Source organism: Streptomyces sp. NPDC043738 (genome assembly GCF_056436545.1).
In genome coordinates this window covers 156881-170124 of the sequence record NZ_JBWKCJ010000013.1, presented here as the reverse complement: position 1 = coordinate 170124, position 13244 = coordinate 156881, and the positions used below count along the sequence as shown (strand labels likewise).

Sequence of the window (13244 nt, the reverse complement as noted above, 5' to 3'; positions counted from 1 at the left end):
TCGGCGGCTCTGTGGGAGTGCCGAGAACACCCACTCAGCGAGCCTGCGAGGCCCCGTCGGCGATCCGCCCCGCCTCCGGGCGTGCACCGTCCTTGGCGGTCGGGCCGCTGTACGGGCCATACGACCGCCCGGTGTCATGGCTCGCCCCGGTCCGCGTCCGCCACCCGCTCGGCGGACCGCTCCCCACCTGGCCCTGCTGGAGGCGTCGTGGCTACACATCACCGGGTCCGTGCGGGCGCTCTCCTCTGCTGTCTCGGCCTTGCGGCGCTCGGTCTCGGCGCCTGCCAGGAACAGAGCACCACCCGGCCGGTCGAGCCCTCCCGGGCCGAATCCGCCGCGGAGGTCGGCGGGACGACGGCACTGATCAAGGCTGCGAAGAAGGAGGGCAGGCTCAACACGATCGCGCTGCCGCGCCAGTGGGCCAACTACGGCGCGCTGATCGACGGCTTCGAGAAGAAGTACCGCATCAGGGTCGTCGTCGACAATCCGTCCGGTCACAGCCAGCAGGAGATCGATGCCGTCAAGAGCTACCGCGGCCAGGAGCGCGCTCCCGACGTGCTCGACCTCGGGGACTCCTTCGCCCAGTCAGCGGCGCGGCAGAACCTGCTGGCCCCCTACCGGGTCGCACAGTTCGACAAGATCCCACCGGAACAGAAGGACGCCGAGGCCCACTGGTACAACAACTACGGCGGTTACGTCTCCATCGGCTGCGACGCCGCCCGCGTCCGGACCTGCCCCGCGTCCTTCGCGGACCTGCTCCGTCCGGAGTACAAGGGCCTGGTCTCGATGCACGGCGAACCCACGATCGCGGGATCGGCCTTCGCCTCCGTGTACGCGGCGGCACTCGCCAACGGTGGGTCGTTCGACGACATCCAGCCGGGCATCGACTTCTTCGCCCGGCTCGACAAGGTCGGCAACTACAACCGGGCCGACCCCAACCCGGCCGCGATCGCCAAGGGCAAGACACCGATCAGCATCGAGTGGGACTACCTCAACCTGCAGCACATCGACCGGCTCCGCGGGACGGGCGTGGACTGGAAGGTCTCCATTCCCTTCGACGGCAGCTTCTCGCAGTACTACGCACAGGCGATCAACAAATACGCCCCCCACCCGGCCGCGGCGCGACTGTGGGAGGAGTACCTCTTCAGTCCGGAAGGCCAGAACCTCCGTCTCGTGGACTACGCCCGCCCGGTGCTGATGTCCGCCATGGCGAAGAACGGCACCCTCAACAAGGCCCTGGCCGCCCGGCTGCCGACGGTCGAGGGCACACCCCAGTTCCCGACCGAGGCCCAGCTGAACAAGGCGCTGCAGACCGTCCGTGAGAACTGGGCCAAGGCCGTCGGCGGCTGATCCGTCCTCGCCGAGCAGTCGATGCGCATGGTGAGCAGTATCCAGGAGAGCGGCGGCGGGCCGTACAGCGGATCCACGGCACCACCCGGCCCCTGAGTTCGGCAGAAAGTGCCCGCTCTCGGGAGTCACCGAACCCAGGAGCCGACCGTACTGAATCGAGAGGTACCGACCTGGCTCCGCGCCGACAAGGGTTACGACTGCGACCACCTGCACCGATGGCTTCGCAGGCGAGGCATCCAACACCGCATCGCATGCGCAGGAATTGAGCCCTCGCGGCCGCTGGGCCGACACCGCTGGGTGGTTGAGCGGACCGTGTGCCGGCTGGCCGGCTGCCGACGCCTGCATCGTCGCTACGAGCGCAAGGCCGAGCACTTCCTCGCCTTCGTCGGCATCGCCGCAGCTCACTTCGACGACCGACGACTCACGAAATGAAGCAACATCAAGTCGCGCCTGGCTTCTACGACATACCGTGTGGCCATGTCGGCGTTCATACAACAGCTCCCCGCCCTGATCGGCGTGGTGATCGGCGCCCTTGGCTCGTACTTGGCGATCATGCGCGGCGATCAAGCCCGATTCCGTCGCGAGCAGGCGGCCCGTTGGGAAGAGCGGCGGCTGAAGGCCTATGCCGACTACGCCAGGTCGCTGAAGAAGAGTGTCACCTTGACGTACCGGATCGCGGCCCATCTCGGCAACGACCCTCACCCGCACCCCTTGTCACCCGAGGAAGCGGCGCCTCACCTGGCCGATGCCACCGACGCCCGGGATCCAGCCGGGGAGGCACTGTTGATGCTTGGCACCCCGGACGTGGTGGAGAAGGCCCGCGAATGGGTCGTCGTGGTGATGGAGATGGAAGGGTTCCTGCGGGACCAGACTCATAGCCCGGAAACATGGTCAGCCATGATTAAGCGCCAACGCGCTGCGCGTGAGGGGTACTACACGGCTGTCCGACGCGACCTGGCGCTCCCACCTGGACATTCCGGGAAATGGCGGCTTGCGCCGACCCAGACTCCCTGAATGCGCACTGCCATCACGGCCCGGCGTTGTCGCGCTCGGGGCGTCAAGCCTGACCATTCCCGGCATTCGTCGGCCTTGTCGCCGAACGGTTCACCGTCCTCAGCAGCACCGCCACCTCACCAAAGTGAAACGACGTCTAACCTCACCAAGCAAAACGACGCCTAAGGTGACTAAACAGTCGCCGGGTCGTGGTGCACTTGCGCCGCGGCGCGGCGTTGGCGCCCGGAGGAGCAGGTCAGTCGAAGTGCGCGGGCAAGGGCGGAAGGCGCAGGTGCGCGAGGTCATCCGGGGGTGGGCTGGTGTGGGGCCACATGGGGGTGATGTCGGCGTCGGCGGTCGCGGGGGCATCGGTCAGGCGCATCCGCTCACGCAGCCTGCCGTAGAAGTCCGTCGGCCCGAGCCGCACGACGCGCAGGCGCTGCGGAGCCGCGTAGACACCGATCCAGTCCCCTGGGTCCAGGACGCCGCGCAACTGACCGTCGACGCTCACCGCCGCACGGCCGGAGTGCTTCAGGACGCGTAGGGCAACGGCCTCGTCGGGTGCGGCAACCACCGAGCGGTTGAAGGTCATGTGCGGAGCGACAGGGGTGAAGACGATGGCGTCGGCTCGGGGGGAGATGACGGGGCCGCCGGCGGCGAAGCTATAGGCGGTGGATCCGGTGGGTGTGGCGACCAAGACGGCGTCGGCGGAGTAGGAGGCGAGCAGTCGGCCCGCGAGGTACACGCCGAGGGAGACCTGCCGGTCGCGTGCCAGTTTCTCCAGGACGATGTCGTTGAGAGCCGTCACGTTCAGGGCCACCCCCCAGTCCCGGTCGACGGCACACTCGGGGCGCACCGGCGGAGGCGGTAGCGCGGGACCCCGGCCGTAGCGCAGGAGGGCCTCCATGCCCTCGGGGAGTTGCAGCGGACAGGACGCCCGCATCGTCAGCATCAGGCGGGACTCGATGTTCACTTGGCCTCGATGGACGGTGTCCAGTGCACGCTCGACATCGTCGGCCGGGACCTCGGTCAGAAAGCCGAGGGTGCCCAGGTCGATACCGAGGACGAGCGCGTCGTTCTGTGCGGCCAGGCGTGCTCCACGTAGGAAGGTGCCGTCCCCTCCGAGCGTGACGATCAGGTCGGGGCTGCCGGCAGTCCCGACCTCTTCCCACGCATCACGCCGTAATTCGTCCTGACGCCACACGTCGATGGCGACGCAACCAACACCCTGGCCCTCGCACCACCGTCGGACGACGTCGGCGGCCGCCACGGCACCTGGACGGCCCGCATGGACGACGACGCCCACCCGTTGCACGCTCACACAGCGTCCTTTCCATCCGGGCGCTCGGTTCGCTCGCCGCTGTGCGAACACCCCGTCCGGGACGGTCGCGGGCTGTGCGTCCCGTCCGGCGAGCTGTGCCACCAGCACCATCAGCGCATGGTGCCGACCATGAACGCCCGGCCCGTGAGCGGACCGGCACCTGCCCTCAGGCGCCTTCCCGAATATCAGCGATCCGAAGGCCGATAGCTCATATCTAGGGATGTTTGCATTCTCGGGCATCTTAGCGGGTGCCCCTGGTCTCCACTGGGGCTGCAGCTCACGCCAAGCGGCGTAATTTCCCTGAAATTACCAGGGACTCCCCGTCTCCAGCCGCCGAGTCGCGCCTCCACGCCATATTGCGGATTCAAAAGAATCACGTGATAGCCGAGCTCCATGGCGAACCGGCACCGCACCGCACCGTACCGGGCGACGTCGAGGTCAATCGGGCAGTGCGGGTGATCGTCAACGCCGCGCCGGAGCCACGACTGACTCCCCTCCCGGACGTGTTCATACGTGCCCACGGACATCCACCCACCACCATGGACGAAAACGTCCGATTCACCCGGAGGTCTTACATGCACCGTGAGGGTTTTCCCGCCCCGGATTCCGGGCTCCTCGTCACTCACTTCCTGACGGTGGCCGACGTAGCCCGATCTCGCGGCTTCTACACCGACGTTCTCGGCGGTGAGGTGGTGCTCGAGGAGAATCCCTGCACCGTCAAGCTCGCCAACACATGGATCATCATGAACCCAGGCGGCGGCCCCACCCCGGACAAACCAGAGGTCACCCTGCGCCCGCCCACCGACCCGAGCACGGTCAGCAGCTTCCTCAACCTCCGCGTCGCCGACATCGAGGCGTGTCACCGAGAGTGGAGTGCGAAGGGCGCCGAATTCCTCACGCCACCCATCGACCGCAAGGCCGAGGTGCGGTGCTACTTGCGCGACCCGGACGGCTATCTCATCGAAGTCGGGCAGGCCACCGGCATGCTGCACGGCGTCTACGCCGAACCGCCCGCCGGTACGAGCTAGTGCCGCATCAGACAACGTTCGCGCTGTGACGGTTGCACTCGCTCCGCCTCCTCACCGGCAACCTGCCACCGACAGCGAGGGCGCCCGCGGCACACACCTCCGCGGGCGCCCCAAGACGCTGATCGAACCCCCGCGTGACGGCAGCCTGACTGCCGCGATACGGAGACCGTGAAACCCCACCCCGGCCGGCAGCGGCCGAACAAGGCGGACGGCACAAGGACCCCGACCGGGAACCCCCGGCCCCGGCGCCGGGCGACCTTCACCCACCCACACGGCGTGCGACACCTGGTGCCGGGGCCCGGTCGGCCATGCGGGGACTTGCGCCCGGGTCCGTGACCCGCCCCTCAGCGCACCCGGTACACCTGCCCTGTCTGTGCCCCCTCGACCGCGCGGACGTACGCCGTCGCGACGCGCGTCGCCGGGACGGGCTCCATCCCCGCGAAGAACGGCCCGTAGGCGGGCAGCGACTCCTCGGCCACCGTCGGGCTCACCGCGTTGATCCGCTGCGGCGGGAGCTCGATCGCGGCGGCGCGTACGAACGCCTCGACGGCGCCGTTGGCCGCGGACGCGGCGGCCCCGGCCACGATCGGCTCCTCCGTGAGGATCCCGCTGACCAGCGTGAACGAGCCGGTCGCAGCCACGTGCCGAGCGCCCTGGCGGACCAGCTCCAGCTGGCCGAGGGCTTTGCCGCGAAACGTCGCCGCGAAGTCGTCCGCGGCCAGCTCGGCCAGCGGCTTGAACACGGCGTCGCCCGCCGCGACGGCCACCGCATCCAGCGGACCGGCCTGCATGTACATCCGGGCCACGGCAGCCGGAGCGGTGACGTCGCAGATCAGGTCCCCGCCCGTGCGACCCACGCCGATCACCTCGTGGCCGCGCTCCATGAGCGCCTTGCGCACCGCGGAGCCCAGCGTGCCGCCCGCGCCGACCAGAAGAATCCTCACAGCCCACCGTCCAATGTCTGAAAACAAACCCCCGGAAATGCCGGGAGATCCCTGGGAGTACCCCAGTAGGGGATACCGGGCGAACCACCCGGCGCATCCGACGCTACGGATCCCGCTCCCTACCCGGAAATGCCATCTGGGCAGCGACTATGCTTCGCACGCATGGATGTGGAGCTGCGTCACCTCAAGGCCCTGGCCGCCATCGCCGAGGCGGGCACCGTCACCGCCGCGGCCGCCCGGCTGCACATGACGCAGCCCGCCCTGTCCCGCACGCTCGCCCAGTTGGAGGCGCGCGTGGGAGTCCGGCTGGTCGACCGCTCCTCCCGGCATCTGGACCTCACCCGGGCCGGGGTGACCCTTCTCGGGCACGGACGCGCCATCCTCGCCCACCTCGACGCGGCACTCGCCGACACCCGGGCCGTCGACCGGCCGCTGCGGCTCGGCTACACGTGCGCGGTCCTCGGGCAGCAGACCGTCCCGCTGCTGCGCTCATGGAAGCGGGGGCAGCCGCACGCCCCGCTCGAGGTCGTCCGGCAGGACAACAGCACCGCGGGCCTGGCCACCGGCGACACCGACGTGGCGGTGCTGCGCACCGTCCCCGCCGACCCGCGCATCCGCACCGAGGCCCTCTACACCGAGGACCGGGTCGCCGCCCTGCCCGACGACCATCCGCTCGCGGCCCGCGACCGGGTGCGCCTGGCAGAGCTCACCTCCGGCCCGGCCCTCCCACTCGCCCTGTGGCCGGACACCGGCACCGCCTCGGTGGACCTCTGGCCCCCGGCGCAGCGCCCGCAGCGCACGATCGAGGTGCGCAACGTCGACGAGTGGCTGAACCTCATCGCCACGGGCGGCGCGTTCGGCGTCGGCGCCGCGGGCACGGTGGAGAGCCATGGTCACCCGGGGGTCCGCTTCGTCCCGGTCGACGACGCGCCCGCCGCCACGGTCTACCTCGCCCACCCGGCCCACCCCACGCACCCCCGCACGGAGGAGTTCCTCGCCGCGGTGCGGGAGGTGGTCGGCGCCTGACCGCTCGTTTCGGAGTGCGGTGCGTGGTCGGGGACCTGCAAAAGGAGCCGCCCGGAGGCATCACTGCCGAACCGAACGACCACGGTCTCGGACGCTCCCGTGGCGGTCTGACCACCAAAATGCACCTGGCCGTCGAACAGGGCCAGAAGCCCATGGCGATCGTCATCACGGCCGGACAGCACGCGGGCTCCCCGCAGTTCGAGCCCGCCCTGAAGGCGATCCGCGTGCCCCGCACCTGGTCGGACCGACCGCGCACCCGGCCCGACCGGGTGCGGGCGGACAAGGCGTACGCCTCCCGCAAGTAGCGCAGCTTCCGCGGTGGCCGTCCGCCGCTACGAGGGACCGTCCTCGTAGCGGCCGTCAACGAGTGGCTGTGATTGACGGGCCCCGCTGGTCTTGCACGCGCTCCGCCGGTACCGCGCAGGCCGCGGCGATTGCGGCGGTGTCCCAGTAGAAAGGGCGGATTTCGGCTATCTGCCCGTCCTTGACCTTGAGCGTCTGCAGGATGGGGAAGGCAAGCGCCCGGCCGCTGGCACGCGCGCGAGCACGGACCTGGGTGAGTACCACCGTGGTCTCGCCCGTGACGAGGAACTCCTGCTCCTCCATGTCGAACGATTCCCACGTCCGGCTCATCGCAAGGAAGAACCTTTCCATGCCCGCGTGCCCGCGCCAAGTGCCGCAATAGGGAAGAGCACCAGCCTGGTGCAGTACGACATCTGGAGCGAAGAACGACGCCAGCAGATCGAACGAAGCTTCACCTGGACCTCCTGCCGCTAGATATTCCGCCTCCGCCGAGTACATGCCGGTGAGAACGGCTGCGGCGTCTACCGCGAGTGGATCAGTCATGCCGCAAGCATGATGGGCCCCGTCAGGGCGTGCTGGCGGCAATCAGACATCAACCTGTAGCCACAATCGTCGCTTTCGTAACAGGCTCTAGCAGTGCACCTCGGTGACCAGCGGATTTCCGTCGTCGAAAACAAGGCGCGAGGAGCCCGGACAACCGTCCAGGCCCCGCGACCTCCGGCAGTGGACCGCGAGCGGCTCCGCGGCCCGGCCGCCGCCCGCGACATCCTCGACCTCAACGGCCTTCACCCGCCCGTCCAAGCCGTCGTTCTCAGCTGAAGAGCCCGGTGATCTCGTCAGCCGCCTCCTCGATGGCCGCCTCGTAGTCGTCATCGTCGAGGATCGGCGTGCACGAGGTGACGCGGTGCCGGAGCGCGGCCAAGTGGCTGCGGACCTCTTCGTCGGACAAGGTCTGGTCGAACCCGTCAACGTGGAGTTCGGTGTCGTGCTTCATCGCGTGCCTCCCTCGCGGAAGTCGTAGCCGAGTGAATCCCTGAGATCCTTGCGGGCCGCACTGAGCCTGCTCTTCACTGTGCCAGGGGGGATATTCAGCAGCTCGGCGATCTCGTTGACGGGGTACCCGTGCACGTAGTGCATGATCAGGCACTCGCGCTTGTCTCGCGTCAGGTTCCCGATCGCGGTGTACAACGCGAGCTTGTCCACCGTCGTTGACGCAACATCGAGGCCGGCGCAGGGCATGCCCGCATCCGTGTCGTCCAAGGGGCGCTCGGGGCGGGAGGCCAGCTTCTGGTACGCCCGATTCAGGATGCGTCGGCCGGTGAAAGCCACCCAGGCGACGGGATTGGGATGTTCACTCACTTCCGGCCACTTGCGGTAGGCGATCTCGAAGGCCCGGCTGGCTGCCTCCTGCGCGAGCTCCCAGTCGTTCTGCCGAGCGTTGAGGATGCGGCAGATCTGCAGGAAATGGGCCTTGAAGAAGTCGTCGAAGTTCTTGGCCGGTGGGCGAGGGGGTGGAACCACGGCCCTCACACCGGCCAGAAGCGCGTTGGCACGCTCCTCAAGTGGCCAGGCGGTGTGCTCAATGAGGGTGTGAGGGGCGCAACGATCCCCGAAGAGCACCACCTGATGGTGGCCGCGGCGGGAGCGCGAGGGCCACAGGAGCCCCTGGGCCCAGGGATTGTGTTGACGTAGCACCGATGACCAGGCCCGTGCGCGAACGAAGTCGTCGGAGAGGACGAGTTCGGAGGTAGCCCCGGCGGCGGCGAGAGATTCCGCCGTCGTCAGGTCGATGAGCAGGAGAGGGTCAGCGGTCCGCACCTGAGTGAGCTGACGGTCAACAACCGCCGCCGATGGCACTAGCCGCAGCCCATCGCGGTTGAACGGCAGCGCCCTCAGCAGCGTGTCGGCCACGGCCGCCTCGGGAGTCCGGGCCGCGTAGAGATAGGGATACGGATCCTCCGGAGTGCCGTCGAAGCGCCCGCCTGTAAAGACGTCCGCCGGTCGGGGGTTGAACGCTGTCGATGAGAATCGCTTGCGGTGGACCCTGTACAGCCAGGTGTCTGCTGGAAGCTCAGCGCGCCGAGCGGTCAACGGCCGCGCCGGCGGAGGAGAGATGGGCATTGATCACTTCTCCTCAGCCGTGGTGAGGGCGTTGCGACGGGCCCGGAGTAGTTCTGGGGACTCCGATGCAGCGCCATCGCCGCGGACAGCCTCACCTGCGATGACATCCGGCCGCTCCTGCAGGGGGACGGTGATCTCCAGGATGCTTCCGTCGGCCCGCTCGTCGTAGACCCTGCCACCTTGCTGAATTGCCAACGGGGCCGTGAGCAGAGTCGTACGCCGCTCTCGCTCGAACGTCGCCGCGTTCTTGCCCTCGACCCAGATCCGGATCGCGTGCCACATGCCGCCTTCCCTTCCGTTTCGGGCTCCGCCTACGAGCGACAGCGCCGCTCGGATCATCTGAACCACCATGCCCACTCCCTCAGCCTGTCGTGTCTGCCTTCACCCCGGTAAGGCCTTCGACCCGCGGACTGGTTCACACGAACTTCTGGGAATCCGACGCGGTCGACAACGGCTCCGGCGCCGTGCACGGCCCCGGTCGTTGTACCGGGTGGCGCACCGTCGAGAGGGGCGAGCACGAGCACGTGGGTACGGCCCGGCCCCCGATCCGTACGGACCGGGGGCCGTCTCATGCCTGGTGCCGGGGCCGGCGCGGCGCACCCGGCAGCACGGGACGTCCGGTCGGGGCCGTGGCGCCGGGCGGGGGGGCGCGTCCCTTCCCAGGACCGCGGAAGGGAGGCCTATGAGCATCGACGCAGGAGCGATCGACGTCCGCCTCGGTGGCGCCCGTGAACTGTCGCAGAAGCTGCCCGGCGCAGGTCTCTGATCAGCCTCACCACGTCAGTATCCGGGCACACGGCCCGAGCCCGTTCTCACCAAGATCCTGTCACGAGCTCGCAGAAGTCCGAGCGGGCGAAGGGCTCGGGTGCCATTCGCGGGTCGTGTCCCCTCATCCCGGCGGGCCGTGACAGCCCGTCTCGAGGGCTGCGCGAAGGATGGCCAGGGTTGAGGCGATGCGGGCCAGGTCGTCAGGGGGGACCGCCGCGGTCAGTGAGAGGAGCTCGCTTTCGACAATGGGGCGGGAAGCGGACAGCTGCTCCTCGCCCGCGGGTGTGAGGCGGAGACGGACGAGCGGCGGTCCTGGGGGTGCGCGACCCGCAGGCACCAGCCCGCAGCCACCAGCCGGTCGACCGCCTTGCTGACGGGAACGGCTTCCTCACGTGCGCTGACGGCCAGTCTCATCGAGATCCCCCTGCCGTCCTTGCTCCGGAATCGGCCGTTTGTGAAAGCACATGGGTGCGGACCGCCGCAGGTGCGTGATCTTCCGTATTGACAGGCGACTGTCGGGTGCATGTAATAGAAGCGGTGTCGCGTGACGCCGACCAAAGAGCAGTGGGCCGGTCGGCGATCGGGCGAACACCCTTCCCCAAGGGATACGCCATGAGTTCATACTCCGCGCCCTGCACATGACGTAGCGCAGCCGCACGTCGTCTTCCGTTCTTCGCGCCTCCCCGCACCGTCACGTATGCCGCGTGACGTCTGCGTGGCGCGCCCTGACGGCTCTTGCACCGCAGCAAGTGCTGCGGATGCGCGTACTCGACCACAGTCCGCGTCCGGCGAAAGGCCGTGCGGCGGCTTCGCCTTGCGCACGTCATCACCAGCCATGACCGCAGTCACTGCGGATTCACCTGCATCTCCGGAGACACAAAACCGTATGCCCACGTCTTTTAATCAATCGGTCATCGAGGAATTCCGCGCCAACGGGGGGAAGGTCGGTGGCCCGTTCGAAGGCGGGAATCTGCTCCTGCTGACGACCACCGGCGCGAAGTCGGGGACCGAACGGACCACTCCCCTCGGTTACGTCCGCCACGGCGACTCGCTCCTGCTTGTCGGGTCCAACCTCGGTGCCCCGAGTCACCCAGACTGGTACCACAACTTGCTCGCTCACCCCGTGGTGCGGGTGGAGCTCGGCACCCAGACTTTCCAAGCCCTCGCGGTCCCCGCAGAGGGGGCCCGGCGCGACGAACTGTTCGAGCATGCCGTGCGGATGGCCCCGGGATACGGCGACTATCAGGCCCAGACCAACCGGACCCTGCCGGTCGTCGTGCTGGAGCGCGCTGAGCCCGACGGCTGGGAGGGTGCGCGCGAAGTCAGTACCCTCGCTGACAAACTCATGGAGGTCCATACCTGGCTGCGCGGCCAGTTGCGTCAGGTGAAGGCAGAGGTCGACGCCCACTTTGCCGCATGCGCGGCTCACCGCGGCCCTGGTGAGCCGCCGGCTCCGAGTCTCGGGCTGCAGATTCGGCAGCGCTGCCTGGCGTTCTGCCAATCCCTGGAGTTCCACCACACCAGCGAGGACGCACACGTATTCCCCGGGATGGCCCGCTTTCACCCCCACTTGGCTGACACCTTCGACCGGCTCCGCGACGAACACCGCACCGTCGCGCGCATCCAGAGCGAGCTGGTGGGCCTGCTGGCCGGCATCAGCATCGCCGACCCTCAGCGCTTCCGCACCGAGCTGGACGAGATGTCGACGGAGCTGAACGCGCACCTCGACTACGAGGAAGAGTCGATTCTCCCCCTCCTGGCCGAGGTTCCATGGCCGCCGGCTCCTCCTGCGAACACGGCTGAGGACAGCGAGGACGGCAACGCCTGACAGCGCATGCGGGGCCGTGACGGCCCGGCCCCCCGAGCCGTCACGGCCCCGCAGCTCGCTGCTACGACCTGGTACTACGCCACGCTGCCCGACCAACGGGCCAAACGAAGATTCCGGTCGAAACCGGATCGATCCGAATCAGTGGAAGGTTCTTCCATGCGAGTGCGAGTCAGGGATTTCGATCACCTGGTACTCGACGTGCAGGACGTCGAGCGCGCCCTGGAGTTCTACTGCGGACCACTGGGCCAGGAGCCGGTCCGCGATATCCGCAGGACGACGCGGAGGGATGAACTCAGCGACGCCGCCGGTCGATAACGTGCGGAGCCAGGTGGCGATGGCTGCTGCCGTGGCTGTGCCGAGGAAGACATAGCCGCGCTTGTCGTATCGGGTGGGGTGCGCCGCGACCGCGGGGTGCGCCACGACCGCGGGTTGCACGTCGTTCGTGGCCCAGCCCGTCTGTCCCTCGCAGGCGTTTACGGTGGGCTGGGTGTATTCGACCCCGTCGCTGGTCCTGGCAGGTCGCGGCGCGGAGGTGGCGACCGCCAGGACCAAGAGCTGGCCGGTTTCACCGGGAGCGCACGACGGTCTCCAAGACCTCGTGGACGGTCTTCGCGCGGTGGCCGATGGTCGCTTCCAGAGTGGGGTTGGTGGCGTTGAACTCGCCATTGCGCGAAGCAGTGAACATCGTCAAGGTGAACTCCGCAGCCGGCCGCGGCATCCCGCCGGCGACTGCTGCGGATGTCCACTCGTTGTCGTCCATGACGACTCGGGTGATGGTCCGGCCGGTGATGCGGCTGAGGATTTCGGCAACGTCGGCGAAGTCCAGTGTGTGGGGTGCTGTCAGCGGCGGCGTGATTCCTTCGAGTGCACCGTCTTCGGTGAGGGCGAAGGCCGCGGCTTCCGCCAGGTCCTCGTGGGCCGTCCAGGACACCGGGCCGTCCTGCGGCACGGCGAGCATGCCGCTCTCCAGTGCCGCGCCGATGTAGGAGCCCAAGGTGGAGGCATAGAACCCGTTGCGAAGAGCGGTGTAGGGGGCTCCTTGCTGCTTGAGGTGCTCCTCGGTGGCCGCGTGGACCCTCTGCGGCGGGAAGAGCGACGTGGGAGAGGCGGCCTGGTGGCTGGTGTACAGGATGTGTTGGGCGCCCACTTCCCGTGCTGCGTCGATGGCGGCGCTGTTGGCGGTCAACGCGCCGCCGCCTCGAATGGCCGCGGAGACGACCAGGACGCGCTCGGCACCTTCGAAAGCGTGCTTCAGACTGTCGGGTTCGGTGAAGTCTCCCGCTCGGACTCGGACGCCGCGCTCGGCGAGGTCGGCGGCCGCGCTCACGTCGCGCACACTGACGCCGATCCTGTCGGCCGGTACCCGCTCCAGAAGGCGGTTGACGATCAGCGACCCGAGGTGGCCGGTGGCTCCCGTGACGATCAGCATCGATGACTCCCGTCTGATGACGTTTCCAACGGAACGGAAATCACGGTAACACTGATAATTCCGTTGGCTGCAACCGCACAAGTCCATCCAGAGACTGGCCGCCTGTGCCGGCGTCTTCGGGCAGGTCGGCAGC

General features: G+C 68.4%; 15 protein-coding genes and 2 pseudogenes. 9 read left to right on the top strand and 8 right to left on the bottom strand.

Annotated elements, in window-relative coordinates; all coding sequences use genetic code 11:
* Positions 1-207: 207 nt before the first annotated feature.
* From AC0680_RS19195 to AC0680_RS19185, 3 genes are all read left to right on the top strand, one after another.
* Positions 208-1350 (top strand): ABC transporter substrate-binding protein, encoded by a 1143-nt coding sequence (locus tag AC0680_RS19195; protein ID WP_478630044.1) that lies wholly within the window; start codon positions 208-210, stop codon positions 1348-1350.
* Between the two features lie 108 nt (positions 1351-1458).
* On the top strand, positions 1459-1782 hold the full coding sequence (locus AC0680_RS19190; protein ID WP_478630041.1) for a transposase: 324 nt from the start codon (positions 1459-1461) through the stop codon (positions 1780-1782).
* Positions 1783-1827: 45 nt separating this feature from the next.
* Positions 1828-2364, top strand: a complete 537-nt coding sequence (locus AC0680_RS19185; RefSeq protein ID WP_478630038.1) for a hypothetical protein — start codon at positions 1828-1830, stop codon at positions 2362-2364.
* Positions 2365-2599: 235 nt separating this feature from the next.
* Here AC0680_RS19185 and AC0680_RS19180 read toward each other — a convergent pair whose 3' ends face one another.
* Positions 2600-3664 (bottom strand): NAD(+)/NADH kinase, encoded by a 1065-nt coding sequence (locus AC0680_RS19180; protein ID WP_478630036.1) that lies wholly within the window; start codon positions 3662-3664, stop codon positions 2600-2602.
* Positions 3665-4239: 575 nt separating this feature from the next.
* Between AC0680_RS19180 and AC0680_RS19175 the strand changes: the two genes are divergently transcribed.
* Positions 4240-4692 carry a VOC family protein gene (locus AC0680_RS19175; RefSeq protein WP_478630033.1) on the top strand — a complete coding sequence of 151 codons (453 nt, stop codon included), beginning with the start codon at positions 4240-4242 and terminating at the stop codon, positions 4690-4692.
* 168 nt (positions 4693-4860) lie between these two features.
* Positions 4861-4980, top strand: a pseudogene (locus tag AC0680_RS19170) (IS630 family transposase); the annotation flags it as partial.
* A 56-nt stretch (positions 4981-5036) separates the two neighbouring features.
* Here AC0680_RS19170 and AC0680_RS19165 read toward each other — a convergent pair.
* Positions 5037-5636, bottom strand: a complete 600-nt coding sequence (locus AC0680_RS19165; protein ID WP_478630031.1) for a short chain dehydrogenase — start codon at positions 5634-5636, stop codon at positions 5037-5039.
* Between the two features lie 162 nt (positions 5637-5798).
* Between AC0680_RS19165 and AC0680_RS19160 the strand changes: the two genes are divergently transcribed.
* Positions 5799-6662 (top strand): LysR family transcriptional regulator, encoded by an 864-nt coding sequence (locus AC0680_RS19160; RefSeq protein ID WP_478630028.1) that lies wholly within the window; start codon positions 5799-5801, stop codon positions 6660-6662.
* Positions 6663-6685: 23 nt separating this feature from the next.
* Positions 6686-6967, top strand: a complete 282-nt coding sequence (locus AC0680_RS19155; RefSeq protein ID WP_478630025.1) for a transposase — start codon at positions 6686-6688, stop codon at positions 6965-6967.
* Between the two features lie 55 nt (positions 6968-7022).
* Here AC0680_RS19155 and AC0680_RS19150 read toward each other — a convergent pair whose 3' ends face one another.
* The 5 genes from AC0680_RS19150 to AC0680_RS19130 all read right to left on the bottom strand — a co-directional run bounded on the left by AC0680_RS19150 (position 7023) and on the right by AC0680_RS19130 (position 9437).
* Positions 7023-7508, bottom strand: a complete 486-nt coding sequence (locus tag AC0680_RS19150) for a nuclear transport factor 2 family protein (protein WP_478630023.1) — start codon at positions 7506-7508, stop codon at positions 7023-7025.
* 87 nt (positions 7509-7595) lie between these two features.
* Positions 7596-7754: a hypothetical protein gene (locus tag AC0680_RS19145; RefSeq protein ID WP_478630020.1), complete on the bottom strand. Its 159-nt coding sequence runs from the start codon at positions 7752-7754 to the stop codon at positions 7596-7598.
* 22 nt (positions 7755-7776) lie between these two features.
* On the bottom strand, positions 7777-7959 hold the full coding sequence (locus tag AC0680_RS19140; protein ID WP_478630018.1) for a hypothetical protein: 183 nt from the start codon (positions 7957-7959) through the stop codon (positions 7777-7779).
* Positions 7956-9086 (bottom strand): sigma-70 family RNA polymerase sigma factor, encoded by a 1131-nt coding sequence (locus AC0680_RS19135; RefSeq protein WP_478630015.1) that lies wholly within the window; start codon positions 9084-9086, stop codon positions 7956-7958. The genes AC0680_RS19140 and AC0680_RS19135 overlap by 4 nt, the downstream gene beginning before the upstream one ends.
* Positions 9087-9089: 3 nt before the next feature.
* Positions 9090-9437, bottom strand: coding sequence for a hypothetical protein (locus AC0680_RS19130; protein ID WP_478630013.1), 348 nt, complete (start codon positions 9435-9437; stop codon positions 9090-9092).
* Positions 9438-10740: 1303 nt separating this feature from the next.
* Between AC0680_RS19130 and AC0680_RS19125 the strand changes: the two genes are divergently transcribed.
* Entirely contained in the window at positions 10741-11682 is a 942-nt protein-coding gene (locus tag AC0680_RS19125; protein ID WP_478630010.1) for a nitroreductase/quinone reductase family protein, read from the top strand.
* 156 nt (positions 11683-11838) lie between these two features.
* Positions 11839-11943 (top strand): annotated as a pseudogene (locus tag AC0680_RS19120) (VOC family protein); the annotation flags it as partial.
* A 304-nt stretch (positions 11944-12247) separates the two neighbouring features.
* On the opposite strand, the gene AC0680_RS19115 reads toward AC0680_RS19120, so the two are convergent.
* Positions 12248-13111 carry an SDR family oxidoreductase gene (locus tag AC0680_RS19115; protein WP_478630007.1) on the bottom strand — a complete coding sequence of 288 codons (864 nt, stop codon included), beginning with the start codon at positions 13109-13111 and terminating at the stop codon, positions 12248-12250.
* Positions 13112-13244: the final 133 nt, after the last annotated feature.